Raw genomic sequence first — 24,681 nt, 5'->3', positions numbered from 1 at the left:
GGGCGATGCCCGGCTCTTCCACTTCGTTGCAGCCCTTCAGGTGCGCGCCGTCCTTTGGCGCGGTCCCGTCGCCTTTTCGCGCCGCCCGCCCCGCCGTCCGGGGCCGGGTGTGGTTGAAGAGAGAAGGAAGAAAGTCATGAAGCTGGATTTCATCGATCTGGGCAATCTGTCCATCGCTGCCGCCAATATGCGCGGGAAGGGGAAAGACCCCGACGTCGCAGACCTCATGCCGAGCATTCGTGCGCGCGGCGTGCTCGTTCCGCTGCTCGTTCGTCCGAACTGCTCGGAAGGGCATTACGAGATTGTCGCGGGGCGTCGGCGTTTTACCGCCGTGGGCGCCATCGCGCGTGAGGGCGGGGCGGTGAAGCCTATCCCTTGCGCCATTCTCGACGAGGGCGATGATGCCGATGCGCTCGAAGCCTCGATGCTCGAAAATCTCGCACGGGTGCAGCCCGACGAGGTCAGCCAGTGGGAAGCGTTCGTCGCGCTGGTCAAGGCGAGGCGCAGTGTCGAGGAGGTCGCGGACAGCTTCGGGTTTGAGCCGCGTGCGGTGAAACGCATCCTTGCGCTCGGCAATTTGCTCCCCCGCATCCGCACCCTCTATCGCGGCGGCGAGATCGATGCGGGCACCGTCCGTCACCTGACCCTCGCATCGAAGAGCCAGCAGAAAGCATGGCTGGCGCTGTTCGACGATGAAGGCAGCTATTGCCCGACCGGTCATCAGCTGAAAGCTTGGCTGTTCGGCGGCACGGCTATCGCGGTCAAGCACGCGCTGTTCGACACCGAGGAAGCGAAGCTCGCTACAGTGTCGGACCTGTTCGGCGAAGACAGCTTCTTTGCCGATGGCGATGCCTTCTGGTCGGCGCAGGTGGCGGCCATCGAGGCGCGCAAGGCGGACTATCTAGAAGCGGGGTGGTCCGATGTCGTCATCATGGCGCGGGGCGACTGGTTCCGCTCGTGGGACTACGCCCATGCGGGCAAGCGCAAGGGCGGCCGCATCTATGTCGAGGTCCGCGAGAGCGGCGAGGTGGCCTTCCATGAAGGCTTCGTCACCACCAAGGAAGCCAAGCGGCTTTCGAGTGGCGGCGGGAGCGAGGACGGGGATGCCGTTATGGCCAAGCCGGTGCATCCCGAGGTGTCGGGTCCGCTCAATGCCTATATCGACCTTCATCGCCATGCGGCGGTGCGCGCCGATCTGGCAGGGCATGGCGGGGTCGCGCTGCGGGCGATGCTCGCGCATGTCATTGCGGGGGCCGACCTCTGGCGCGTCGATGTCGAGGGCCAGCGCGCGCCGAAGGAGGATATTGCCGAGAGCGTCGAGACGTCTTCCGCCGAGACGACCTTCGACCTCAAGCGCCGCGCCGTGCTCGCAGTGCTCGCCTGCGACGAAGAAAGCCTGACCGTCACGGGAAGGCCGCTGAACCGTCCCCCTTTTGCCCCGCTGTTCGCGCGGCTGCTGGACCTTCCCGATCCGGTGGTGCTGGAGATTGTGGCGATCGTCATGGGCGAGACGCTGCAGGCGGGAAGCGAAGCGGTGGAGATGATCGGCCTCCATCTCGGTACCGACATGCGCCAACACTGGTCGGCGGACGCGGCCTTCTTCGACCAGCTTCGCGACCGCGAAGTCCTTCTCGCCATCGTCGGCGAGGTTGCAGGACCCGAGGTCGCGGCAGCGAACGCCGGTGAAAAGGGCAAAGCCTTGAAGGCCATTGTCTCGGATTGCCTTGAAGGGGCCAACGGCCGGGCCAAGGCCGAGCCGTGGATTCCGCAGTGGATGGCCTTTCCGCCTTCGGCTTACACGGCTCGCGGCGGGGTCGGCAGCGTGGCATCGGCGGCGCGGATCGCGCACGAGCTTGCTATCCGGGCAGCGCCTGAGCCCGATGCCGAGGACGAGCGGCCTTTGGCAGCATGAGAATATGGCGGGCGGCTTTGGTCGCCCGCCTCTTTTTCGGGCGCAAAATGACGCGCCGACCTTGGGGCCGGCGCGGCGCTTTTGATTTTGCGCGCGTCGCCGCCGTAAGCGGCGCCGTCGCGCGGTTCGGCCAAAAGAAAGAGGCGACGCGAAGTTGCCTTCGCGCCGCCCATACGAGGATGCTGCATCCTTCGCCCCGCCGTCCCGACTTGCCGGGGTCGCTAATCGCCAAGTCCGGACGGAAGTTGGCGAGCCCGATAATGTCAGCATTGGCGCATGGATTGTACGAAAACGCCAAATCGCATGCCTTGAACAAGGTTTTCTTGCCGCCAGGAATGAGCCGATGGGAGGGCGGACTGCCAACTCGGGCGCGGCCAATCTGATCGCAGGCAAAGTTCGCGGTTAGATCGTTTTTTTACTCAAGGTTCGGCGTTTGATCGTCCGCGCCGATAGCGCGGGCTCGCTCCACCTCCTCTGCAGGACCATCCCGGCGACGGGCGATCTGACCTGAACCGGCGCGGCGTCCCGCGAAAGTGCGGCGGCGCGATTATTTCCCCGCCGGCTCTGCCGGCTCCTCGCGGGCGCTTCGCTTCAAATAATCGCGCCGCTGCACTCCTCCGCTTCGCTGCGGCCCTTGCGGGTTCGCGAGCCGCCTCATGCGCCGGTCCTTGGTCCGCCCATGTCGCAGGGATGGTCCCGCGGCACATTCAAGGAGACGACCAATGGCAGCTATCGGCTTTGTGAACGGCACCATCGAAACGGGTTTCGTTGGCCAGCTGAAAACCCTCTCGATCCGCGCGGCGATTGAAATCCGGACCAACCGCTCGAAGGCGGGCGACGTCCAGCCCGACTACCGGGTCTATTCCGAAGGCGTCGAGATCGGTGCCGGCTGGATCCGCGTCGGACAAGTATCGGGCGAGCCCTATGTGTCCCTGAGCCTCGCCGCTCCCGAGTTCGGGCCCCGCCGCCTCTATGCGAACCTCGGCCGCGCTGCCGGCCAGGACGGCGAGGACGGTTACGCCCTCATCTGGAACCCCGCCGACTGAGGCGGGCTTCCACCCCGCGCCGCAGATGCGGCGCGGGGCTTTGGCGTGCGTTTCAGGCAGCGTCGCGATCTTCGTCGCGCTTGAGGTCGGCGAGGGTGAAGGTGACCGGATTGCGGAGCCAGATGTCGACGTCGCCGGCGCGCCAGCCGCAGCACCGCTCCGCGAGCTTGTGCTGCGTCGGAAAGGTACCGGACGCGATCTTGCGATAGAGGGTTGCGCGGCTGAGACCGGTGAGGGCCAGGACTTCATCAAGGCGCATCATGCGTAAGGGAGACTGATATGCCATGCTCTGTTTCTCCATATGCTGGGGGATCATACGTCGACGTGAGATGATAGAAGGGGAGCGTCGCGCCCTAAGTCAACACCGCAGAAAAGTGCCATTTATCGCATCGTACGCTGGCGTAGGGCCGCCGGCATCCGCGGGCGTCCCCGGGCGTCTGTGGCGGGTGATGGCGTAGGCGCAGATATTTTTCTCACTGGGTCTCGCCCGTTGCGTCGCGGAGGGAGAATGAGGCCGTCGGTGACGGCCGCGCCTCGAAATGACGCGCCGATTACGGCGCGGCGTTGTCCGAGTCGCGATTGGGGAGGCGCCCCTGGCGCGGATGCGGTCGCCGCGTCGCGGCGGCGTGAGATGTCCCCGGCGCTGCGGGGGCGGAGGCGGGCGTCACTCGCCTTAGCCCCGCCCGGCCGGGCCGCAACCCGCGTGCCGCGGGTCCTCCATTTCATTGCGGTCCTTCGGATGCAGCCCGGCCGATCATGCGGGTCTGCCGGCTCCCTCCTGCCGCCCACCTCCGCCCCCTTCCGGGCCGGGGTGCGGTGGCTGGAAGGAGAAAGGATATGCGCAAGGAACGGATCGAGAGGGCGAGCCTCTATTCGGAGGTTACCAAGCGGATCATCGCGGAGCTTGAAGAAGGGCGGCTGCCTTGGGTGCAGCCGTGGGACAGCGCGGCATGCGGATGCACGATGCCGCAGAATGCGGGGACGGCGCGGCCCTATTCCGGCATCAATATTTTGATTCTGTGGGCCGAAGGCATTGCGAGAGGCTATGCCTCGCAGCGCTGGCTCACTTACCGGCAGACCGAGGCGGCGGGCGGCAATGTCCGGCGCGGCGAGAAGGGCACGGTCATTTGCTACGCCGACCGCTTCACGCCAAAGGCCGAAGCCGAGGCCGCGCGCGGCGAGGATCGCGAGGCGCGGCAGGTCGCGTTCCTCAAGCGCTTTGTCGTGTTCAACGTCGACCAGTGCGAGGGACTGCCCGAGGATTATATCGCGCCGATGGTCGGTCCCGATCCGGTGCTTGCCATTGGCGCGGCCGACGCGCTGATCGCAGCGAGCGGCGCCCGTTTCAACATCGGCGGCGGCGAAGCCTTTTACAGCCCGAGTCACGACTTTGTGGCTGTGCCGCCGCAGGCGGCGTTCCACGAGCCGGTGAACTGGTATCGGACCGCGCTCCACGAACTCGGCCATAATGCCGTAACCCAAATTATGCCGCATCGTGGCGAGAAGGCGCGGTTGGCGGCATGATCGCGCTTGGCCCATTCGGCATAATCTTCGTCGCTCCAACAACATGGAGCACGATGATCATGACGGAAACTCAGTACACTTGCATCGAACCCTATCTCGACTCGTTCATCGAGAGCTTCGCGGCCGCCAATTACAAAACGGGAACGCTCAAAACCTACCGCCATCTCGTTCGGAATCTGGGGCGGCTGATGGACGCTGAGGGCGTGGAGCCTTCCGCATTGACGCTCGATCAGGCCGAACGGCTGGGACGGATGGTGCCGCGAAAACAGGGTCAGAAGCTTTGTCCGCATAATCTGGCGCGTCGGTTCGCCGCGCATCTCATCGACATTGGCGTGGCGCAGCCTGTGCCGCTGACGGACGCTGAGGTGATGCGGACCACGCTGTTGGCGGACTTCGAGGCCTATCTGGTCAAACAACGGGGCCTGAGCCCGCGCACGATCAGGCACACGCTGGGCTTCGCGAACCGGTTCCTCGACTATCGCTTCGGCAGGCAAATGATCGACCTGACGCGGTTGAGCGGTGCCGACATCACTGGCTTCGTGCAGCAAGTGCTGGCGCGCCGGACGCCCTATCGCGACAAGACGGTAGCGACGCATCTGCGGACCTTCTTCCAATATCTGTTCGCGCGTGGCGCGACCGCGACCAATCTCGCACCCAGCGTCCCCAAGACAGCCCAGCGCTGGGATGCGCGACTGCCCCGGCACCTCTCGCCCGATGGCGTTGAGGCGGTGCTTCGCTCGGTGCGCAGCAATCCCCGACATGCCGCACGCGACTATGCGATGTTGCTGCTGATGGCGCGGCTCGGGTTGCGAGCGCCCGAGGTGATCGCGATACGGTTGGACGATATCGACTGGCGCGCGGGCGAACTCATGGTGCGCGGCAAGGGCGAGTTGCACGATCGGTTGCCGATATCCGGCGAGGTCGGGGACGCGCTGAGCCGCTATCTTCGCGATGAGCGCGGGCCAACGACATGCCGAGCCGTGTTCGTCAGCCACCGCGCGCCGCACCGCGCGTTTAAGAACGGCCAGATCGTCAACGCCATCATCAAGGATGCACTGGCGGCGACCGGGCAAAAGCCGGTGACGCCATACGTCGGATCACATGTGTTGCGTCATAGCCTTGCGACCAGACTGGTGAACGCCGGTGCTTCGCTCGACGAGGTGAGCGACGTGTTGCGGCACCGCTCACGGTCATCGACCCTGATATATGCGCGGCTCGACATTGACGGGCTGCGGTCGGTCGCGCAGCCTTGGCCAGTTGCGGGAGGCGTGCAATGAGCATCGTCCTTCAACTCGACCGTTATCTGAGCGTTCGGCGCAGTCTCGGCTACGATCTTCGTACGGATGAACGGATACTCCGGCGCTTCGCCCGCTTCGCCGATCAGGAACGCGCTTCGCACGTCGATACGGCGCTGTTCCTGCGCTGGGATGCGAGCCTGCCCGTTGTAGGCACATCCACACGCTCGGCACGGTTCGGCAAGGTGCGGCTGTTCGCGCAGTGGCTGAGCGGTATCGACCCGGCGCACCAGGTGCCGCCGCGCGGGCTGCTCCCTGAGCGTTATGCGCGGCAGCGTCCTTATATCTATACGGAGGCCGAGATCGCCGCGATCGTCATGGCGGCCAAGGGTCTGCCGTCCATCTATGGCCTGCGCGCGCTGGCCTGCTCAACCCTGTTCGGGCTTATCGCCGTAACAGGGCTCAGGATCAGTGAAGCGCTGGCGCTCAAAGACGATGACATCGACACCGAGACTGGCGTGCTGCGCATACGGCGCGGAAAGCTTGGCAAGGAACGGTTGCTTCCGCTCGACCCAAGCGTGGTAGCGCAGCTCATCGCCTATGCTGCAGAGCGCGACCGACTGCTTGGACGGTCCTCGCCAGCACTGTTCGTCACGGAAAAGGGAACCCGCCTGACCGACTGCAGTGCCCGCTACAACTTCGCGCACGTCTGCCAGCGGATCGGGCTGCGGCCCGGCCAACAATATGGTCGGCACGGCCGGGGGCCGCGCATCCATGACCTTCGCCACAGCTTCGCGGTGCGCACGATGATCGGGTGGTATCGCGCGGGCAAAGACCCCGCGCGCGAAATGATCCGACTGACGACCTATCTGGGTCATACCAATCCCTCCAACACGTTCTGGTATCTGGAGGCGGTCCCGGAACTGCTCGATCTGGCGATGGCCCGTGCAACCCGCCGGCCGGAGGTGAACCAATGAGCGTCGCGACCTTGCCTGCGCTGATCCAGCGCTTCTTCACCGACCGGCTTTGCACGCAACTGGAGGCAAGCCGCCACACGGTTGCAGGCTACCGCGACACGTTCCGGCTCCTGCTTCGATATGCGAGCGCGCAACGTGGCAAGCCGCCGGTCAAGCTGACGGTCGAAGACATCGACGCCGATCTGGTTGCCGACTGATCTGCCCCCCGCTGAGTGGCCCAGAGACTATGATAGTCTGGACCATGAAAGGGACATTGAATGCCGAGCAAGAAGCACAAGCCGGAAGAGATCATCGGCAAGCTGCGTGAAGTTGAGATTGTGCTGGCGCAGGGAGCGAGCACGGCTGAAGCCTGTCGCCGGATCGCGGTCAGCGAGCAGACCTATTATCGGTGGCGCAAGGAGTATGGCGGCCTGAAGACCGACCAGGCGCGGCGGATGAAGGATCTGGAGAAGGAGAACCAGCGGCTGCGCCGGGCGATCTCGGACCTGACCTTGGACAAGCTGATCTTGCAGGAGGCTGCACGGGGAAACTTCTGAGCCCCGCGCGGCGGCGGCGCTGCATCGATCAGGTACGACGGGATCTGCCAGTCCGGGTATCCGAGCGACGGATATGCCGGGTGCTGGGTCAGCATCGATCGACGCAGCGCAAGATGCCGCGCGGGGCGGATGACGAACAGGCACTGACCGAGGACATCATTGCATTGGCGAAGCAATATGGTCGTTACGGCTACCGCCGGGTCACGGCGTTGCTGTGCCATGCGGGATGGACGGTGAACCATAAACGTGTCGAGCGGATATGGCGGCGTGAAGGACTGAAAGTCCCGCAGCGCCAGCCAAAGCGCGGGCGTCTATGGCTCAATGACGGATCGTGCATCCGGCTACGCCCCGAATATCCGGGGCATGTCTGGGCCTACGATTTCGTCGAGGGGCGGACGCATGACGGTCGCAAGTTCCGCATCCTCACGATCATCGACGAGGCCAGCAGGGAATGCCTGGCGCTCATCGTTGCACGGCAACTCAAGCATGAGGATGTTCTGGCGGCCCTGGCCGACCTGTTCATCTCGCGTGGGCCGCCAGCGCATATACGATCCGATAATGGTAGCGAGTTTATCGCGACCGCCGTCCAGAAATGGCTGGGGCAGATCGGCGTAAAGACCCTCTATATCGCGCCGGGATCACCATGGGAAAATGGCTATAACGAAAGCTTCAACGGGTCGCTTCGCGACGAACTGCTCAATGGCGAGATCTTCTACAGCCTCGCCGAGGCCAGGGTGCTGATCGAGGCATGGCGGCGGCATTACAACACCGTCCGCCCGCATAGCAGCTTGGGCTACCGGCCACCGGCACCGGAAACGGCGACACCGCCATATCCGGCCTCCGGTTCCGCTTCGCTCCACCTCCGTCCGGATATGGCGGCGATGAGCTTAATGCACTAACAAACCAATCGGTCCACTCGGTGGGGGCAGACCACGCTTTCACGTCGCTCTCATGGAGCATACCATCGGGGTCTCTGTCTGCGTGCTTCAGAAAATTGAACGGTCCAGTTAAGAATCTTAGGGCCTCGAACTCGGCACCAGGGGCGTCCTTCACATTGATATCCTCGGGAGAATTGACATGTCCCGCTTCAATTGCTCGCGCTATGCCTTCAACCCACTCAGCCACGATCGGATGGTCCGGGAGTCCGCTCTCTTCGCCTTTCAAAACTTTCGTCGCACCATTGAAGAGGACCGAACGGAAGACTCGCTCGAAGAACAAGGTGCCGCCGACTTTCGATAGCTCCCGAAGAAGGTTGAAAGCCGAAGATCCGACAACGTGGATCGCGAGAGGATCTGCATCGGATTCGAACATGTCGACAGCCGCATGTATTAACCGCCGAGCCACGTCTTGTTTGCCAAGTTCGCTTGCAGCCATTTTTCGCTCCCGATCTCGTTGAGGTAGCTGAACCCGATATTCGAGCGAGCATGTTGCCCTGTCTACAGGAGGCGCGTCCGCTTTTTCTCATTCTTTCGATAGAAGCTGACCGTCTGTGATCGGCCAGTGAGCTCATGGCCATGGTCGAAGGGCAGCTTCCCGCAGCCCTGCGTGACGGGATCGCCGTTTTCGTGCTCGATCTTGCGGCGCCAGAGGTTCATGGCTGATGGGCTGCCACTGGATTGAGTGCGTCTGCCATTCAGTTTGTCAACTATAGCAAACCGTGGATTGTAAGTGCTCCGCTCAGATATGGATGGCTAAACGGGCCAGACGCGGGGGCTTGATCGAGCCTCTCGATGGCGGCTTGGCGATCGACCGGATCGTCGATTTCTTCCAGAGCTGCAATCGCTTCATCGCGGGTCATTTCCGGCAGGCTTCCGATGGCTGATGACATGGCGGCCGCCGGGCCGAGGCCTGCGCCCAAGGCTTTTCCTACGAGCCATGTGAATAGAAATCCCGCGGTGTCGCTCGTGCGCCACCCTCCCGCACATGCGATGGTGCGGCCATTCAGGAGCGAGAAAGCCGGATAACTGACCATGTCGCTGGTCCGGAACTGTCGCTGGAAATTCTTTGCGGATCCCGACCCGGAATAGCAGGCATTCAAGATGACCACACGGACGTTGAGGCGGTCGCCATGCGCCTGAAGAGAGCTGATGCTGATCGGATGCTGCTTCGAACCGCCAAGCTTGGCGAAAAAAGGGTCGGTGAAACCGCTGATCGGTGCGCCATGCGTGGAAACCAGCATCATGTCGGCGCGGCCCATCACCTCGGGAAGGTCTCTCTGCTCGCTGACATCGACCACTGTCGGCTCCTGGAGCCCGGCCGCCCTCGCAAGTGCAACGCCCTCATGCCGGGGCAGCAAGAGGTCGCCATCCTTGTCAATGATGGCCACGATGGGGCCATGCACCGCTTCTGCTTCATCTGCTTGTCTTAGGGCAGCGACAATGCGGACTTCGAATTCACCCTTCCGCATGCGATCGCGAAGACCGCAATTGCGCATGACCAGCGCGCCGATTGGCGGTGCAGGGCTAAAGTCTTGGAGGTATCGGACCGACTGCGCGCCACTGTATGCGACATGCTCCCATAACGGGTCGAGGAGCGGAGAGAGAATATCCAGAAGAGACGCGAGCGCATGGGCGAAATCTCGGCGGCTCTGTTCCCCATTAGAGAATTTGATTGTCGCCGACAGCCAGTCTTGCAGCGGGGTCGCAGGAAGCTGGACACGCGAGTACTGGTTCCCGTGAAACGCCCACAGCATCGGCTCTTCGCCCGCGTAAGTCATAGCGACAATGCAATGGCCCTCGGTCAGCCGTTCGTGAATTGCCTCCAGCATGGGCGTAAGCCTGGCATCCGCAAAAGGGTTTCCAAATCGCTCGTTAAGCTCGGGAACAATTCGCGACAAGCGGTCCCAAAACTCGCCGACAAGATTGCCTGGCTCCCACGCGTCATCATATTTCTCCAGAAATCCAAAGAGATGTGGGGCGCCTTCTCTGCGCAAGCCATCGACGATGCTCTCGATCGCCTGCGCCATCTCGGGACTCGCGCCAGCTACGACCTCTTGTCGCCAGCGAAGGAGGGCCATCCAGTCCCCGAGGGCATTCCCTCTGCAAGCGATCAATGGCGCCAATGCGTAATGGGCGGGTCCGTTTTCGGGCAAGCTTCGCAAGATTGTCTCGAACCGCGGAAGATACCGTTCGCGTAAACCTCGCCGGTGATGGAGGCGAAGGACATCAGCGAGCGCAAGGTCGAACGCTTCGGCGGCCGCTGACAGGGCCTTCACAACCGTGGAGGCTTCGCCGGCCTCAACGCCGATCCGGGCAGAGATCAGTTCCAGTTCCAGAACGGACTCGGGCTTGGAGTCCGCATCATGGGCCGTTCGCGCGTCCGTAATGACCGCCTTGGCGTCGTTGAGCTTTCCGGCTTGTCGCAGACATGCGGCGAGATTGACCATGATCGACGGCCGGATCTCGCTATCAGGCCCCGATGCAGCAAGCGCGCGGCGAAGCTGGATTTCGCCATTTGAAGTGTCACCCATTCGCATCATTGCTGTGCCCATGTTGCAGAGCAGGCTTACGGGCGCAGGCTTTCCGATCTCGTCGAGGGTCTCGATCGCGCGGTGGCCGGCATGCACGGCAAATTCGGGATCGCCCTCGTCGCAAGCGACTGCCACTGCGGCCTGAAATGCCCGTGCCAGCAGGGGCAGCGATCCTATGTCATGGGCTAGCCGTTCGACGTCATCGATGGCTCGGTACGCAGCTTGGACTGCGCCATGGCGAGAATAGATATGAGCCGCTTCAAGCAGCAATTCTCCCCTTTCCTCCCAAAGCTCATAATGAGCTAGCAAGGTGCACGCGGCTTTCAGCATCGCCGGCCGGTGGTCGAGGCTAGCGGCGTAATCCTCCGAATGACCGACCAGCCCGCGTGTCAGTTCGAGGACCGTCTCGCGCGTTTCGGACGAAGAGTCCGCTCTCGCAAGTTCGTTCAGGGTTTCGAACGCCTCCATCGCTTTGCCGGCAATGATTTGTGCGCGAGCGGTCATTTCGAGGAATAGGAGCGCCTCGCGGGGTCGCTTCCTTTTCTTCAGGAGTGCGTTCAGCCTCGGCGCGAGAACGAGAACCCATTCCACCCGTTCGTCGGTCGCCGCCATCAGGACATTATAAAGTGCGATGAAATCATTGTGGCCGATCGGCTTGGTGAGGCGCCGTCGCAAACGTTTGATAAAAGTCTCTGGCGTTAGCGCTATCCAGTCGTGCCAATTCATGCGCCGCCTTATTTCACCATTAGTCGGTTCCGCAAGCGAGAGAAGCCGCCGTTCGCTGGAATTTTTGACAGTCACGAGTTGCGCGCCGCGACCTCACGACGCGATAGACAGCGGACGCATCTAGCTCACCATACGGTCGATCAGCCGTGCCAACCGTACACGGTTGTCGGAGTGTGTTGCGTGCGTTGTAAATAGCTTAAGCTTTGTTTTGCCTCGCGGAGGCTTAGTGGGTAAATCTCTTCCACGCAGGCGGATTTCGAGGACGCAGGGGCGAAATGATCGAAGATATCAAAGTTGCCCAAACGGCTAGTTATTCTGCTGAAGGGCAAAATTTAACCGGCTTGCGCGCGCTCAACTTTATCTACGGTGCCAACGGGTCGGGGAAGACTACGCTTTCGCGCCTGATCGGTCAGCCCGAAGATTATCCGAATTGCTCCATCACTTGGCGAAATGGTGCCCCGATTGCGAGACTCGTCTACAATTCGGACTTCGTCGAACGCAACTTCGCGACGACCATCCCCGGTATCTTCACGCTAGGCGAGGAGAATGTCGAAACGCTAGCGCAGATCGATGGGCTCAAGGTGCAGGAAGCAGGGTTTCGCGACGACATCGCAAATCGTCGGAACACACTCCAGGGAGCCGATGGACGATCTGGGAAGATCGGCGAATTGGCCGCGCATCGCGATGATATCCAGCAGCAGTGCTGGGCGGCGAAAGGGCTACATGACGCCCATTTCAAGGCTGCGTTCACGGGGCTGCGGAACAATGCTTCCAACTTCTGCGACCGCATGCTCAAGGAGTTTTCGGAGAATGTGGCCGAGCTTCATGGTCTCGAAGACCTGAAAGCACGCGCCGCCGTCGTGTTCGACGAGACGCTCTCGAGCCTGCCGTTGCTCCCCGCCGTGAATCCTGCCGATCTCGTCGCCGGCGAGAACAACCCCATCCTCGCGAAGAAGATCATTGGCGCCGGCGATGTCGATATCGCCGCCATCGTGAACCGCCTCGGGAGCAGCGACTGGATGAAGGCGGGCATCGGCTACTTCACCCAGACCGATCCGCATTGTCCTTTCTGCCAGCAGACGGTCGATGCGGAGACGACAGCCCGGCTCAAAGGATTTTTCGACGAAAGCTATGATCGCGACATCTCGCTGGTCGATCAGGCCGGCGAAAGCTACCGGGCCGCGGCCGGAGTTTTTGTGAACGCGCTGGAGACGATTCTCGCGGAGCAGACCCGCCACGTCGACGTGGCCGCGCTGCAATCGCTGGTGGAGCGGGCCGGGGCGCGCCTCGGCGCCAACATTCAGAGTCTGGCGCGAAAGCGCAGCGAGCCGAGTTCAGTCGTTGCCCTAGAGGACAACAGGGGCCTCTTCGACGAGATCGCGGCCTGCCTTGCGGACGGCGCGACGAAGATCGCACGCCATAACGCGATGGTCGCCAACCAGGCGAACGAGAGCGAACGGCTCATCGCCGAGATCTGGAAATTTATTGTAGAGGAGAACCGCGGGGTTCTCGCCGCCTATCACGCGAACAAGACTGCGTGCGACGCCGCGATCGCGGGCCTGAACGCGAGTATCCGCGAGCGGGAGGGGCGTCAGGCCGAGACGCTCCAGGCTTTGCGGGCGCTCGAGGCCGGGATCACCAGCGTCGAGCCCACCGTGACCGAGATCAACGCGCTCCTGCGATCGTTCGGCTTTCGGGGTTTCAAGCTCGCGACCGCCGGCGAGCACAATAATTTCTACGAGATCCAGCGGCTCGATGGCAGCGATGCGAAGCGAACGCTCAGCGAAGGCGAGCGAACCTTTATCGCCTTCCTCTATTTCTATCATCTGATCCGGGGCAGCCAGTCCGCCACAGGGATGACGGACGACAGGGTCGTCGTGATTGATGATCCGGTGTCCAGTCTCGACAGCGACGTGCTGTTCATCGTCAGCAGCCTGATCAAACGCGTGTTCGAGCTTTGCCGGTCGGGGGGGCAGATCAAGCAGGTCTTCATCCTCACGCACAACATCTACTTCCATAAGGAGGTCTCGTTCGATCCGAACCGTTCGGCTGTGCAATGCCGAAACGACGAAAGCTTCTGGATCGTGCGGAAGCGCGACGATGTCTCCGTGGTTGAGAACCAACCCGCCAACCCGATCAAGACCTCTTATGAGCTGCTCTGGGGCGAGGTGAAAAATGAAAATCGCTCGCGGATGACGATCCAGAACACCTTGCGACGTATCTTGGAGAATTACTTCAAGATTCTCGGCAATCTGGACAAGGACGATATTTGCGCGCGCTTCGAAGGGCGTGACAAGATCATCTGCAACTCGCTTTTCTCATGGGTGAACGATGGGTCGCACAGCGCGCGTGACGATCTGTACCTGTCGGCGGACGATGCCGTCGTCGATGCCTACCTCGATGTGTTCCGCCGGATATTCGAAGTGACACAGCATGGCGCTCATTATCGCATGATGATGGGAGAGGCCGCGCATGCCGTCGACGGCCAAGTGAGACGAGCGCCCGCCGGTGAAGCGGTCGCTCGAGGCGCTTAGCCGTCAAACTGCTGGAGGAACCCTGATTAGGTCGGGAGTATTAACGGCTGGCCGGTTGACATCGACATGCTTCGACTTCTTGCCATATTCGTCGGGCGGCCCGGACACTGCAAAGGGGCGCGGCGGGGGTAGCAGTGAGTGTCCGCTATTCTGAGTTATCGCTTAGGACCGGACCGTCTCCAAACGGCCAGAGATGGAGAGTTGCATCCTGAGGGCACCGCATGTTGGGCGCAAGTCCTCCGACCCATATGTTCGCACAGGGTCACTAGGCTATTGAGTAGAATGGTCGTAAATCATTCCTGGACGCAATCTGCCATCGCATCATCGAGGCAGAAATCATGCGAGGCCACCCCCCAACCCTTTCACGCATTCTCTGGAACAGCGCTCGGAGAAATATCTTCCCGTCGGCGCAATCGAGCGCCCGACTTTCTCAGCTGTTCGCTTTCGGAGGTTGCCTATCGGCTTCGGCATATTTGCCGCTTGCGCAATGCGCCAGCGTTTTCGCGTTCGCGGTACTTGCGGTGCGCTCGGGCAATGGGGTTCGAAGGGCGCCTTTGCTGCAAGGTGCTTTTCTTCGCAACGCACTGTCCCAGATATTCGAAACCGTGGTTACGCTGGTGGCCCTCACAATGCGCCTGTCTCCTCTTGAGCGCGATCTTGTCGCGGCCAGCTTGCTGAGCCTTCTGTATCGATTCTGAAGGTCGGTGCCGCCAGCCTGCCGTTAGCGTCCGCGCTCGTGGTGTAATTTCCGGTGTAGGCGATGGTGTATTCCGGGGTGGGGCATGCCCCACCCCGGAATGCGGCGTCGCTGGTGGCCACCGGGTTCATCGTTATGGTGGAGTTTGCACACTTCAACCGTGACGAAGAGGAGTTCCCGATGACCGAGGACAGATTACTGATCGAAGAGCTTGCTGCGAAGGGCGGCCAACCGGATTTTTTGCGCACCATCGCCGAGAACGTGCTGCAGCTGATCATGGAGGCCGACGTTGATGGCCTGATCGGCGCGGGTCGCCACGAACGCAGCAGCGAGCGCGCGACCTGGCGCAACGGCTATCGCGACCGTTCGCTGGATACCCGGGTAGGCACGCTGAACCTGAAAATCCCCAAGCTGCGTGCTGGGTCCTACTTTCCGGGCTTCCTTGAGCCCCGCAAGATGGTCGAGAAAGCGCTGGTTGCGGTGATCCAGGAAGCGTGGATCGGCGGGGTCAGCACCCGGCGGGTCGATGAACTCGTCCAGGCCATGGGCATGACCGGCATCTCCAAGTCCACCGTCTCCAAGCTTTGCAAGGACATTGACGAGCGCGTCCATGCCTTTCTGAAACGCCCGCTCACCGGCGAATGGCCGTATCTCTGGCTCGATGCCACCTATCTCAAGGTACGCGAAGGCGGGCGGATCATCAGCGTTGCCGCAATAATCGCCATGGCCGTCAACACCGAGGGCCGGCGCGAGATCGTCGGCCTGCATATCGGCCCCTCGGAAGCGGAGGTCTTCTGGTCCGACTTCCTGAAGGACCTTGTTCGGCGCGGTCTTACCGGCGTGAAGCTGGTCATCTCCGATGCTCACGAGGGCCTCAAGGGCGCGATCACCCGCGTCATGGGCGCCACCTGGCAGCGCTGCCGGGTGCACTTCATGCGCAATGCCCTGTCCTATGTGCCCAAGGGCCAGAACACTGTCGTCGCCGCCGCGATCCGCCAGGTCTTCCTGCAGCCCGATCAGAAAAGCGCAACGCAGGTCTGGCGACAGGTCGCCGACCAGTTGCGCACCCGTTGGCCCAAGCTCGGCGCCTGCATGGACGAGGCCGAAACCGACGTGCTCGCCTACACCGGCTTTCCCACCCAGCACCGCACGAAGTTACACTCAACCAATCCGCTCGAGCGGCTCAACAAGGAGGTCAAGCGCCGCGCCGACGTCGTCGGAATCTTCCCGAACGAAGACAGCATCATCCGCCTCGTCGGGGCTGTGCTGATGGAGCAGAACGACGAGTGGCAGCTCCAGCACCGATACATGCAGATCGAAGGCATGGCCGAACTCAACCAACCCATGATCGAGGAGGAAAATCAGCCCCTACACATCACCGCCAAAGCCGCCTGACGATGGCCCACGGCCACAGCCGAAATTACACCACCTTGACGGACGCGACCAGCCTGCCAACTTGATGGGTGCGACATTCCGTCACCTCGCCCTGTCCTAAGGAATAGGTCTGCCTCGCCATCGGTCTGCAGCCGCTAGCCCCTTGCACGATAGGCGAGGGCCGGACGGTCCGCGATGCTCGGGTCGATCTTCCCGGCGCCCGCTTCAGCGGGTTGGAGGAGGCCCCATTCAGCAAGGAGAGTCCCGTGGCACAGAAAATCGTGATTATCGGAGCCGGTTTCGCCGGACTGCTGGCCGCCCTTTCGGCGGCGCGGCTGCGTGATGAGAAGGGTGTCTCGCCAGCGGATTTGACCATTACCGTCGTCGCGCCCGAACCCGCGCTGATCGTCAGGCCGCGCCTCTATGAACGCAATCCCGCGTCGATGACGGCGCCCCTCGGCGAGCTGTTCGCCGCGACCGATATCGATTTCCGTGCCGGATGGGTCGACAAGATCGATGCAGAGAAAAGCGTCGTCAATTTGAAGGGCGTGGACGGCTCGGCCGAAATGCTGCCCTATGATCGTCTGGTCGTCGCCGCGGGAAGCCACGGATTTCAGCCGCCGATACCTGGCCTTGCCGATTTCGGCCATAGCGTGAACGATCGGGCGGCCGCGGTCGCACTCGATAAACATCTGCAAGCACTCGCCGATCGACCAGCGTCGCCCGCGCGTGATACTGTGGTGGTGGTCGGCGGCGGGTTCACGGGCATAGAGGTGGCGACCGAAATGCCCGACCGGCTGCGCGAAATCCTGGGGCAGGACGCGCCGGTGCGCGTGGTGATCGTCGAGCATGGGCCGTGTGTCGCCGGCGACATGGGTGACGAGCCTCGTCCTTATATCGAGGCACGGCTGCGCGAGCTCGGTATCGAGACGATCGTCGGATCCGGCGTTTCCGGCCTCGACGAAGGCGGTGTCGCGCTCGACGATGGCGCGCGGATCGAAACCGACACGGTGATCTGGTCGGCAGGCATGCGTGCTTCGCCTCTGACCGCACAATTGCCCGGCGAGCGCGACACGCTCGGCCGCGTCCTCGTCGATCCCGATTTGCGAGTCCCTGGAGCGCCGCATATTTTCGCAACCGGCGATACCGCGAAGGCGGCTACCGACGATAAGGGTAATTTTTCGCTGATGTCGTGCCAGCACGCGCGCCGCCTCGGCGCCTTTGCCGGGCATAATGCCGCCGCCGACCTGCTTGGCGAGACAACCCTGCCATATGACCAACCATCCTATGTCGTGTGCCTTGATCTCGGTCCTGATGCCGCGATCTTCACCCGCGGTTGGTCGCCCCGGACCGTCGAGATCACCGGACCCGAGGCGAAGAAGGTCAAGATGGAGGTCAATAGCGTTTGGATATATCCGCCCGCGGCAGAGCGCGCGGCAGCATTCCAGAATGCCTTCGAGGCGCGCACGGTCGATTTCTGAGGGGCGCTTTGCCGGGCTCCGCGATGGTCGTGCGCCTCACTCATTCTCGACCGACATTTTTCCCGCGGGCGCAATTGCGGCCCGTCGTCCCCTATCGAACAGGAACTCTCCATGACTGCTGTGCAATCGCCGCTTGATAAGCCCTTCGGCCCGTTCACGACCGCCGCTGATGTCGCCGATGGCGTCGATCTTACAGGGAAGTCCGCGATCGTCACGGGCGGCGCATCGAATCTGGGCTTTGAGACGGTCAAGATACTCGCTTTGAAAGGCGCTCATGTTGTCGTACCCGCACGCAATGCGAGCGCGGCCCGGCAAGTTTTCCACGATATGCCAAACGTCGAAGTCGCCGCGATGGACCTTCTCGACCCATTGTCGATCACAGCCTTCGCGTCCGGCTTTAAGGAGAGCGGTCGCGCGCTCGATCTCCTGATCCTGAGCGCCGGAGTCATGGCGACGCCGCTATTCCGCGATGCCGCGGGACGAGAAGGCCAGTTCGCGACCAATCATCTCGCTCATTTCCGTCTTGCAGCGGCGCTCTGGCCGCGGCTTCGGAGCGCAGACGGCGGCGCGCGCGTGGTCGTCCTGTCGTCGCGCGCCCACCAACTTGGCGGTCTCGACCTGTCCGATCTCGATTTCCGGCGCCGCGCCTACGACAAATGGTTGGCGTACGGCCAGGCCAAGACGGCAAACGCTCTCTTCGCCGTCGCGCTCGACGCGCGCGGCGCCGATCATGGCATTCGCGCCTATTCGGTCCACCCCGGCTCGATTCTGGGCCCACTGGCGCGCCACCTGAGCCGGGAGGAGATCGAGCAGTTCGGGGCGGTGCATCCGGACGGCACGGCGGTCGTCGATCCGGACCGCGACCTCAAGAATCCGCAACAGGGTGCAGCCACGACGATCTGGTGCGCCACGTCGCTCGCGCTGGAGGGTGTTGGCGGGGTCTATTGCGAGGACTGCGACATTGCCCCCGTCGAAGCGGACGGCGAACTCGGCGGCCCCGGTGTGCGCCCGTTCGCGATCGACCGCGAAACGGCCGAAGCGCTGTGGCGCGAAAGCGCCCGGTTGCTCGATATTCATCAGCCGGGATATTGCTGATGACCGCCGAACGGACACGGGGGCAGGCCCGCCGGCTTTGCGTATTTTCGGGTTCCAGCCCGGGAATTTCGCCCGCCTATGGAGCCGCCGCACGGAGACTTGGCGAGCAGCTGGCGCTCGGCGGAATAGACTTGGTCTATGGCGGCGCGTCCGTCGGCCTGATGGGCGCCGTTGCCGATGCCGTGCTGGCGCGCGGCGGCCGGGTAACCGGCGTCATTCCGCAGGCGCTCGTCGAAAGGGAAGTCGCTCATCCGGGGCTGACCGACCTGCGCATCGTGGCCTCGATGCACGAGCGCAAGGCTCTGATGGCCGAGCTGTCTGACGGCTTCATCGCACTTCCAGGCGGGATCGGAACGCTGGAAGAACTGTTGGAGATCTGGACCTGGGCGCAGCTCGGAAGTCACATCAAGCCATGCGCTGTGCTCAATGTATCGGGTTTCTATGAGGGGCTGCTGCGATTCCTCGATCATATTGCCGGGCAAGGCTTTTTGAAGCCTGTCCACCGCGACATGCTGATCGTCGAGGACGACCCCGCTATGCTCCTGCGGGCCATGGCGCAATATTGTGCGCCGGTAGCGAGCAAGTGGATCGGCCCGGCTCAAAGATAGGCTGACGCATCCTCGCTTGGGCGGGTTGGCGCTGCCGCGATCGCAAATTAGCCAGGACGAACGTGGCGGTTCGTCCCGGCCTCTATTTTAGCTCCGGATGAAATCGAGCATATCCCTGTTGACCACGTCGGCGTGGGTCGCCGCCATGCCGTGCGGAAAGCCTTCATAGGCCTTCAGCGTGCCATTCGCGAGCAGCTTCGCCGAGAGCGGGGCGGAGTCCGCGAACGGCACGACCTGATCGTCGGTGCCGTGCATGACCAGCGTAGGGACCGCAATCTTCTTCAGATCTTCGGTGAAGTCGGTTTCGGAAAACGCCTTGATGCAGTCGTAGTGGGCCTTGGCGCTGCCGACCATGCCTTGCCGCCACCAATTCTGGATCAGGCCCTGGCTGACCTTCGCGCCGTCGCGGTTGAAGCCATAGAAAGGGCCCGAGGCGATATCGAGGTAGAATTGCGACCGGTCCTCGGCCAGTGCCTTGCGGAACCCGTCGAACACCTCGACGGGAAGACCGCCGGGGTTGCTGGCCTTCTTCACCATGACTGGCGGAACTGCGCCGACGAGAATCAGCTTTGCGATCGTTCCGGCTTTGGCGCGTGCGGCATAATGCGCAGCTTCGCCGCCGCCGGTCGAATGGCCGATGTGTACCGCGCCCTTGAGGTCGAGCGAAGCGACCAGCGCCGCGACGTCGGCGGCATAGGTGTCCATCTCGTTGCCGTGATCGGTCTGCGTCGAGCGGCCGTGACCACGCCGGTCGTGGGCAATCACGCGGTAGCCCTGAGAGAGGAAGAAGAGCAGCTGGTTGTCCCACTCGTCGGCCGTGAGCGGCCAGCCGTGATGGAAGACGAGCGGCTGCGCATCGCGCGGCCCCCAGTCCTTGTAGAAAATCTGCGCGCCGTCACTGGCAGTGATATAAGTCATGGGATCGGCTCCTTTGTGAGCTTTCGGGGGGATTGTGCCAAGGCTGACAGCCGACCAGCCCAGGCCGCCTGCAAGCGTCGCCGCGCCACCGGCGGCGACGAGCGCCCGGCGACCGATCATGAAATCCTGAAGTATGGGCATGCTGTGATCCTTCGCATCGAACCGATGCCGTATACGGGATGCCCGGGACGGGATCGGCCCACTTGGGATAAGGATTTCGGGCGGGAGCGCGATTATACGGGGGATGCGCTGCGACTATGCCAAGGTCGAGGCAGGTTGGCGACTAGTCGTCGCCGCCCTTCGCTATTGGAAGGGTGAAGGTGAAGCGCGCGCCGGTGGGTTCGACGTTGTTGGCTCGGAGTGGGCCGCCGTGCGCTTCGACGATCGAGCGGCAGATGGCGAGACCCATTCCCATGCCGTGCGCCTTGGTCGTGAAGAAGGCTTCCAACGCGTGATCGGGGTCGGCAAGGCCTGGCCCCGTGTCGGTGATATCGATCCGTATGCGACCGCGCTCAACGGCTCCTTCCAGCCGTAACTTTCGGCTGCCCTCCGGGCTCGCAGCCATTGCCTCGATCGCGTTGCGCAGGATGTTGACGAAAACCTGCTGGATCTGGACGGCATCGATTGCGACGGGTGGAAGGCCGGGGGCGAGCCGAATGTCGAGCGATGTTCGACTTTGCGCGAAGGGCTCGGCGAGGAGGTCTCGCACTTCGCCGACGAGCGCGCCGAGGTCGGTGGATCGGCGCGGACCGGCGCTGTTTTGGAAAAGGGCACGGATGTGGCTGACGATGTCGGCTGCGGATTCGGCGCTTCGCACGATCCGGTCAACGATGCCCCGCGCGCGGGCGATGTTCGGCTCTTCGCCGGCCAGCCACCGCTGGCAAGCCTGGGCGTTGGTCATGATGGCGGCGAGCGGCTGGTTGACCTCATGCGCGATCGATGCCGAGAGCTCGGCGAGGCTCGCCGCCTCGCCGGCTTTCGCGAGTTTATCCTGCGCTTGCCGGAGCTCATCCTGCGCCCGGATCTGGTCGTGGATATCGAGACAAACGCCGTTCCACTGCACGATTTCGCCGGCTTCGTCGCGCATGGCGGCGAGCCGCGTTTCGACCCAGCGAAACATCCCGTCGAAGCGGCGCTGCCGATGGGTGAGCGCATAGGGCTCGCCCGTGCGCAGCGAATGATCGAGACGCTCGTTTACGCGGTCGAGATCGTCGGGATGGATGATGGCGCCCAACAGGCTTTGCAATCGCGGAACATCGGGTTCGTCCTTCGCCGCGACGTCGAAGCCGAGGAATTCGCGCATGTGGCGGCTGAAGTAGATCGGCCGGCCCGAGGGCGTCATGCACCAGATAAGAGCGGGCGCAGTCTCGAGCAGTTCGCGCAGGGAGCGCTCGCTTTCGTGCAGGGCGGCGTCGGTCCGGCGGAAGACATCGACGTCGAAACCCGTGCCGTACCAACCCGTAACGCGGCCGTCGCCGGCGCGTGCAGGGCGGATCGCAAAGCGGTGCCAAACATATTCGCCGGTTGCCCGCAGCACGCGATATTCATAGTTGAACGGTGTTCCGCTGCGCATGCAACGGCGCAGCTCGGCAGAAGCGCTGTCATAGTCTGCCGGATGCACGCCCCTCTTCCAGCCAAGGTCACCGCCGTCGAGGAAAGCCGCATCGCTCAGCGGCTCGTTGAAATCGTCCAATGTCATCGCAAGCGATGTCTGGGCCATGGGGGTCGCATAGGTGAAGCGTCCTTCAGCGTCGAAGGCGAACGCAGAGCCGTAGACGTCTTCGATGATCTTCGCGGCGTTTACCGCATCGCCGGTTTCCCCGAGCGAGGTGGCGAGCGCCCAGTTTTCGCCCGGGTCGTGAACCAAGGGGCGTACGGTGACATTGGAGGAATAGGCAGGTTCGGCACGATATTTGTGCCATCGCCATCCGTGCCTTGGCGAGCGCTGGCGGTAGCTGACGACCTGCGGCACGCCGCTGCAAAAGGCGCGTGCTTCTGCCTGTGCAATGGCTTGGCGGTCTCCGGGATGAATCGCCTCGTCCGCATGGATATGGGGTTCGGCATGGCGCCGCCATACAAGCGCGCCCATCGCGACGCCGATTGCCAGACCGGCGAACAGGCCAGCCGGCTCGATCATGATGCCTGACGCGCGGGCGGCAAGCGGACGCGAAATTCCGCGCCGCCCTCTGGATGGTTGGAGGCTGACACTCCGCCGCCGTGCGCCGCGACGATCGATCGGCAGATTGCGAGGCCGATTCCCATCCCTTGCGGCTTCGTAGTGAAGAAGCCGTCGAAGATTTGGCCGAGATGGTCAGGGTCGATCCCCGGTCCGCGGTCGCGCAAAGTGAGCACGGCTTCGCCTTTTGAGCCCGCCGTCGTTGCAATATGGATTTCCCTGTCGGCCTCGCACGATGCCTCGACCGCCTGCGCCGCATTGATCAGCAGGTTGACGATGACTTGTTGGAGCTGGATGCGATCGCCGACGATTTTCGGAACGCGGCGTGCATAGGATGTCGTCACGCGAATGCCGCGTGTTTCGATCTCGTGGCGGACGAAGAGGAGGCTTTCCTGCACGACGTCGTTGAGCGCGATCGGTACCGGTTCGGGTGCCTGCTTGACGGCCATGCTGCGAATGCGGCGGACGATATCGTCGGCGCGGCGCGCGCTCGTCGCGATCCGCGTTGTCAGCTGCGCGACCTTGCCGATGTCGGGTTCGTCGCGCGCCAGCCAGCGAAGGCTCGTCTCGGCATTCGTCATGATTGCCGCCAGCGGCTGATTGACTTCATGGGCGATCGAACTGGTCAGCTCGCCGAGGGTCGAGATGCGCGCGGCGTGGCTAAAATCGGCCTGGAGTTGCCTGAGCTCGGTCTCGATGCGGAGTCGTTCCGTCACATCTTCGAGGCTGAAAATTGTCGTATCGAGTTCGAGCAGCGGTTCGGGATAGGTAACCGAAAAGCGGACGTCGAGCAGGCGACCGTCAAGCGCGCGTATCTTCATATATTCGCTGTAATTCTTGCGCCCGCTGAATCGCCCGATCATGACGCGGCGCAGCGATTCCGGGCTTTCGGCGAACAGATATCCGACGGGCCGGATTAAGTCCTGTACGCTGGCACCGCCGACGAGTTCGATCGCGCATCGATTGACGTCGGTGACCGGAACGCTCGCCGCTGCGAATTCGACGAGTTCAGGGTGATCGTCGAGATGTCCTGCAAAGTCGGTGACACCGCGTGAGCGCAACTCGGCGTATATCTTGCCCATGTGGCTCGCATCGACCTGCCAGAGCGCGACCGGCATATAGTGAATGAGCTTGCGGTAGCGCGCCTCGCTGGCGCGCAGATAGAGGTAGGATCGATCGTCGTCGGCCACGCCGTCGACGGCAACGAATAACCGGTCCGGTCGATCGTCGCCCGCGCGCCACACGGTAACGAGCGGATCGCGCAGGATGCCGTCGGAGGCAAGGCGGCGCTGGACGCTGCGGCACTCGCGGTCGGCGCGTGCCTCGAGGATGAGATCAGCAAGGATCGTCCGACTTTCGAGAGGCCAGAAAGCCGCGACCGACTGTCCGGCCATCAGGGCCCGCCCGCGGTTGCCGCCAACCAGTCTCGCGGTCCGATCGTTGACCTCGACGATCTGCGCGGCATTGACGAGGCCGTGGAGAAGTTCATCGCGCTCGGACGTGTCGGCGCCGGGCGCGCGGGGGGCGAGACGAGCGAGGATGTCGGCGGCGGGCGCGACGTCGATTTCCCAACTCGCCGCCATCGACCGATCAGGGACTGGGTCGTGCGCTCCCGTCCAGCCTGGTGCCTCGGGCTCCGCGCGGGCATATTCGACGACGTCGCGCAGCGTTCCGGCGCCGTCGTAACGCAGATGCCGCCGGATCCTTGCGACCCGCACGTCGCCGTCGCGCGTGCGGCGCCGAACACGTCCCTCCCACGCGCCTTCCTGAAGCAATTGCGACCAGGCGTTCGCCTCGTCGCCTGGCGCGGGCGACAGCTGTGCGCCATCGGTCCCGCAAACGGCGAGTGCGGGCCAGCCGAACAGGCGCTCGGCGGCCGGGTTCCAATAGCGAATGATCCCGGCGGGATCGAGGATGACGATGCTCTCCGATGCGAGTTCCGCGATGCCCTTCACATCGCTCTCAAGCGGGTCGAGGAGGGTCGCCGTCACCGCTTTGAGCTCGAACCTGAACTTGCGATTGCCTGCGCGAGCGCTCCCAGCAGATGCTCGTCGGTGACGGGCTTGGTGAGCCACGCCTGCGCACCGATCGCGAGGGCATGGGAACGCGTCGCTTCGTCGAGCACCGACGATAGGACGATCACCGGCAGTTCTGCGCGCTCGTCGCGCAATCGTTCGATCAAATCGATTCCTGACATGCCCGGCATGCGAATGTCGGTCACAAGGCAATCGAATTGGCGGACGCGGAGCGCCGCAAGAAACTCGGCAGCGCCCTCGAAACATTCGCAGGCGAGCCCCGAGACCATCAGAAGGTCGCCCAGGGCTTCGCGAACGGCCTCGTCATCGTCCACGATCGCGACGGTCGGCATATGGG

The 24,681-nt window shown here is 63.0% G+C and carries 19 protein-coding genes; 13 read left to right on the top strand and 6 right to left on the bottom strand.

Annotated features, from left to right (window positions below; genetic code table 11):
• Positions 1 to 136 precede the first annotated feature (136 nt).
• Positions 137 to 1,912, top strand: a complete 1,776-nt coding sequence (locus LH19_RS20300; protein ID WP_054731594.1) for a ParB/RepB/Spo0J family partition protein — start codon at positions 137 to 139, stop codon at positions 1,910 to 1,912.
• Between the two features lie 722 nt (positions 1,913 to 2,634).
• A complete protein-coding gene (locus LH19_RS20295; RefSeq protein WP_054731593.1) occupies positions 2,635 to 2,958 on the top strand; it encodes a DUF736 domain-containing protein in 324 nt (107 codons plus the stop codon).
• A 52-nt stretch (positions 2,959 to 3,010) separates the two neighbouring features.
• Here the strand turns inward: LH19_RS20295 and LH19_RS20290 are convergent, their stop codons facing one another.
• Positions 3,011 to 3,244 (bottom strand): helix-turn-helix transcriptional regulator, encoded by a 234-nt coding sequence (locus LH19_RS20290; RefSeq protein ID WP_054734008.1) that lies wholly within the window; start codon positions 3,242 to 3,244, stop codon positions 3,011 to 3,013.
• Positions 3,245 to 3,795: 551 nt separating this feature from the next.
• On the opposite strand from LH19_RS20290, the gene LH19_RS20285 reads away from it, so the two are divergent.
• The 6 genes from LH19_RS20285 (at position 3,796) to LH19_RS28800 (ending at position 8,469) form a co-directional block, all read left to right on the top strand.
• A complete protein-coding gene (locus tag LH19_RS20285) occupies positions 3,796 to 4,482 on the top strand; it encodes an ArdC family protein (protein WP_054731592.1) in 687 nt (228 codons plus the stop codon).
• 59 nt (positions 4,483 to 4,541) lie between these two features.
• Positions 4,542 to 5,759 (top strand): tyrosine-type recombinase/integrase, encoded by a 1,218-nt coding sequence (locus tag LH19_RS20280; RefSeq protein ID WP_054732971.1) that lies wholly within the window; start codon positions 4,542 to 4,544, stop codon positions 5,757 to 5,759.
• Positions 5,756 to 6,694 (top strand): tyrosine-type recombinase/integrase, encoded by a 939-nt coding sequence (locus LH19_RS20275; protein ID WP_054725041.1) that lies wholly within the window; start codon positions 5,756 to 5,758, stop codon positions 6,692 to 6,694. Before LH19_RS20280 ends, LH19_RS20275 begins: the two co-directional genes overlap by 4 nt.
• On the top strand, positions 6,691 to 6,891 hold the full coding sequence (locus LH19_RS20270; protein ID WP_054731591.1) for a site-specific integrase: 201 nt from the start codon (positions 6,691 to 6,693) through the stop codon (positions 6,889 to 6,891). Before LH19_RS20275 ends, LH19_RS20270 begins: the two co-directional genes overlap by 4 nt.
• 60 nt (positions 6,892 to 6,951) lie before the next feature.
• A protein-coding gene (locus tag LH19_RS20260; protein WP_145923348.1) for an IS3-like element ISSpma1 family transposase occupies positions 6,952 to 8,129 on the top strand; the annotation gives its coding sequence in 2 pieces (ribosomal slippage) (positions 6,952 to 7,216 and positions 7,216 to 8,129; 1,179 coding nt in all).
• Between the two features lie 178 nt (positions 8,130 to 8,307).
• On the top strand, positions 8,308 to 8,469 hold the full coding sequence (locus tag LH19_RS28800) for a hypothetical protein (protein ID WP_156344053.1): 162 nt from the start codon (positions 8,308 to 8,310) through the stop codon (positions 8,467 to 8,469).
• Between the two features lie 406 nt (positions 8,470 to 8,875).
• On the opposite strand, the gene LH19_RS20255 is transcribed toward LH19_RS28800, so the two are convergent.
• On the bottom strand, positions 8,876 to 11,425 hold the full coding sequence (locus LH19_RS20255) for a hypothetical protein (RefSeq protein WP_054731590.1): 2,550 nt from the start codon (positions 11,423 to 11,425) through the stop codon (positions 8,876 to 8,878).
• Between the two features lie 275 nt (positions 11,426 to 11,700).
• On the opposite strand from LH19_RS20255, the gene LH19_RS20250 reads away from it, so the two are divergent.
• The 5 genes from LH19_RS20250 (at position 11,701) to LH19_RS20230 (ending at position 19,214) form a co-directional block, all read left to right on the top strand.
• Positions 11,701 to 13,959, top strand: coding sequence for an AAA family ATPase (locus LH19_RS20250; RefSeq protein ID WP_082395953.1), 2,259 nt, complete (start codon positions 11,701 to 11,703; stop codon positions 13,957 to 13,959).
• A gap of 877 nt (positions 13,960 to 14,836) precedes the next feature.
• A complete protein-coding gene (locus LH19_RS20245; protein WP_006954973.1) occupies positions 14,837 to 16,051 on the top strand; it encodes an IS256-like element ISSpma2 family transposase in 1,215 nt (404 codons plus the stop codon).
• Between the two features lie 245 nt (positions 16,052 to 16,296).
• Positions 16,297 to 17,511 carry an NAD(P)/FAD-dependent oxidoreductase gene (locus LH19_RS20240; protein WP_054731589.1) on the top strand — a complete coding sequence of 405 codons (1,215 nt, stop codon included), beginning with the start codon at positions 16,297 to 16,299 and terminating at the stop codon, positions 17,509 to 17,511.
• 111 nt (positions 17,512 to 17,622) lie between these two features.
• Entirely contained in the window at positions 17,623 to 18,606 is a 984-nt protein-coding gene (locus tag LH19_RS20235) for an SDR family NAD(P)-dependent oxidoreductase (protein WP_054731588.1), read from the top strand.
• Positions 18,606 to 19,214, top strand: coding sequence for an LOG family protein (locus LH19_RS20230; RefSeq protein ID WP_054731587.1), 609 nt, complete (start codon positions 18,606 to 18,608; stop codon positions 19,212 to 19,214). The genes LH19_RS20235 and LH19_RS20230 overlap by 1 nt, the downstream gene beginning before the upstream one ends.
• A gap of 87 nt (positions 19,215 to 19,301) precedes the next feature.
• Here the strand turns inward: LH19_RS20230 and LH19_RS20225 are convergent, their stop codons facing one another.
• The 4 genes from LH19_RS20225 to LH19_RS20210 form a co-directional block, all read right to left on the bottom strand.
• A complete protein-coding gene (locus LH19_RS20225) occupies positions 19,302 to 20,132 on the bottom strand; it encodes an alpha/beta fold hydrolase (RefSeq protein ID WP_054734004.1) in 831 nt (276 codons plus the stop codon).
• A gap of 283 nt (positions 20,133 to 20,415) precedes the next feature.
• Entirely contained in the window at positions 20,416 to 22,269 is a 1,854-nt protein-coding gene (locus tag LH19_RS20220) for a PAS domain-containing sensor histidine kinase (protein WP_054731586.1), read from the bottom strand.
• The gene (locus LH19_RS20215; protein ID WP_054731585.1) at positions 22,266 to 24,299 is read right to left on the bottom strand and encodes an ATP-binding protein; all 2,034 of its coding nucleotides are present in this window, start codon (positions 24,297 to 24,299) and stop codon (positions 22,266 to 22,268) included. The genes LH19_RS20220 and LH19_RS20215 overlap by 4 nt, the downstream gene beginning before the upstream one ends.
• Positions 24,296 to 24,676, bottom strand: a complete 381-nt coding sequence (locus tag LH19_RS20210) for a response regulator transcription factor (RefSeq protein ID WP_054731584.1) — start codon at positions 24,674 to 24,676, stop codon at positions 24,296 to 24,298. The genes LH19_RS20215 and LH19_RS20210 overlap by 4 nt, the downstream gene beginning before the upstream one ends.
• Between the last annotated feature and the right edge of the window lie 5 nt (positions 24,677 to 24,681).

The sequence above is a fragment of the Sphingopyxis macrogoltabida genome (assembly GCF_001314325.1).
Classification (GTDB): domain Bacteria; phylum Pseudomonadota; class Alphaproteobacteria; order Sphingomonadales; family Sphingomonadaceae; genus Sphingopyxis; species Sphingopyxis macrogoltabida.
The sequence above is the reverse complement of the archived record's forward strand: the minus strand, read 5'-3'. Positions and strand labels throughout refer to the sequence as shown.

What these genes read in the sequence shown, in the direction of transcription:
- LH19_RS20300 (WP_054731594.1), top strand. Translation starts at nt 137, where the DNA reads ATGAAGCTGGATTTCATCGATCTGGGCAATCTGTCCATCGCTGCCGCC.
- LH19_RS20295 (WP_054731593.1), top strand. Translation starts at nt 2,635, where the DNA reads ATGGCAGCTATCGGCTTTGTGAACGGCACCATCGAAACGGGTTTCGTT.
- LH19_RS20290 (WP_054734008.1), bottom strand. Translation starts at nt 3,244, where the DNA reads ATGGCATATCAGTCTCCCTTACGCATGATGCGCCTTGATGAAGTCCTG.
- LH19_RS20285 (WP_054731592.1), top strand. Translation starts at nt 3,796, where the DNA reads ATGCGCAAGGAACGGATCGAGAGGGCGAGCCTCTATTCGGAGGTTACC.
- LH19_RS20280 (WP_054732971.1), top strand. Translation starts at nt 4,542, where the DNA reads ATGACGGAAACTCAGTACACTTGCATCGAACCCTATCTCGACTCGTTC.
- LH19_RS20275 (WP_054725041.1), top strand. Translation starts at nt 5,756, where the DNA reads ATGAGCATCGTCCTTCAACTCGACCGTTATCTGAGCGTTCGGCGCAGT.
- LH19_RS20270 (WP_054731591.1), top strand. Translation starts at nt 6,691, where the DNA reads ATGAGCGTCGCGACCTTGCCTGCGCTGATCCAGCGCTTCTTCACCGAC.
- LH19_RS28800 (WP_156344053.1), top strand. Translation starts at nt 8,308, where the DNA reads ATGTCCCGCTTCAATTGCTCGCGCTATGCCTTCAACCCACTCAGCCAC.
- LH19_RS20255 (WP_054731590.1), bottom strand. Translation starts at nt 11,425, where the DNA reads ATGAATTGGCACGACTGGATAGCGCTAACGCCAGAGACTTTTATCAAA.
- LH19_RS20250 (WP_082395953.1), top strand. Translation starts at nt 11,701, where the DNA reads ATGATCGAAGATATCAAAGTTGCCCAAACGGCTAGTTATTCTGCTGAA.
- LH19_RS20245 (WP_006954973.1), top strand. Translation starts at nt 14,837, where the DNA reads ATGACCGAGGACAGATTACTGATCGAAGAGCTTGCTGCGAAGGGCGGC.
- LH19_RS20235 (WP_054731588.1), top strand. Translation starts at nt 17,623, where the DNA reads ATGACTGCTGTGCAATCGCCGCTTGATAAGCCCTTCGGCCCGTTCACG.
- LH19_RS20230 (WP_054731587.1), top strand. Translation starts at nt 18,606, where the DNA reads ATGACCGCCGAACGGACACGGGGGCAGGCCCGCCGGCTTTGCGTATTT.
- LH19_RS20225 (WP_054734004.1), bottom strand. Translation starts at nt 20,132, where the DNA reads ATGACTTATATCACTGCCAGTGACGGCGCGCAGATTTTCTACAAGGAC.
- LH19_RS20220 (WP_054731586.1), bottom strand. Translation starts at nt 22,269, where the DNA reads ATGATCGAGCCGGCTGGCCTGTTCGCCGGTCTGGCAATCGGCGTCGCG.
- LH19_RS20210 (WP_054731584.1), bottom strand. Translation starts at nt 24,676, where the DNA reads ATGCCGACCGTCGCGATCGTGGACGATGACGAGGCCGTTCGCGAAGCC.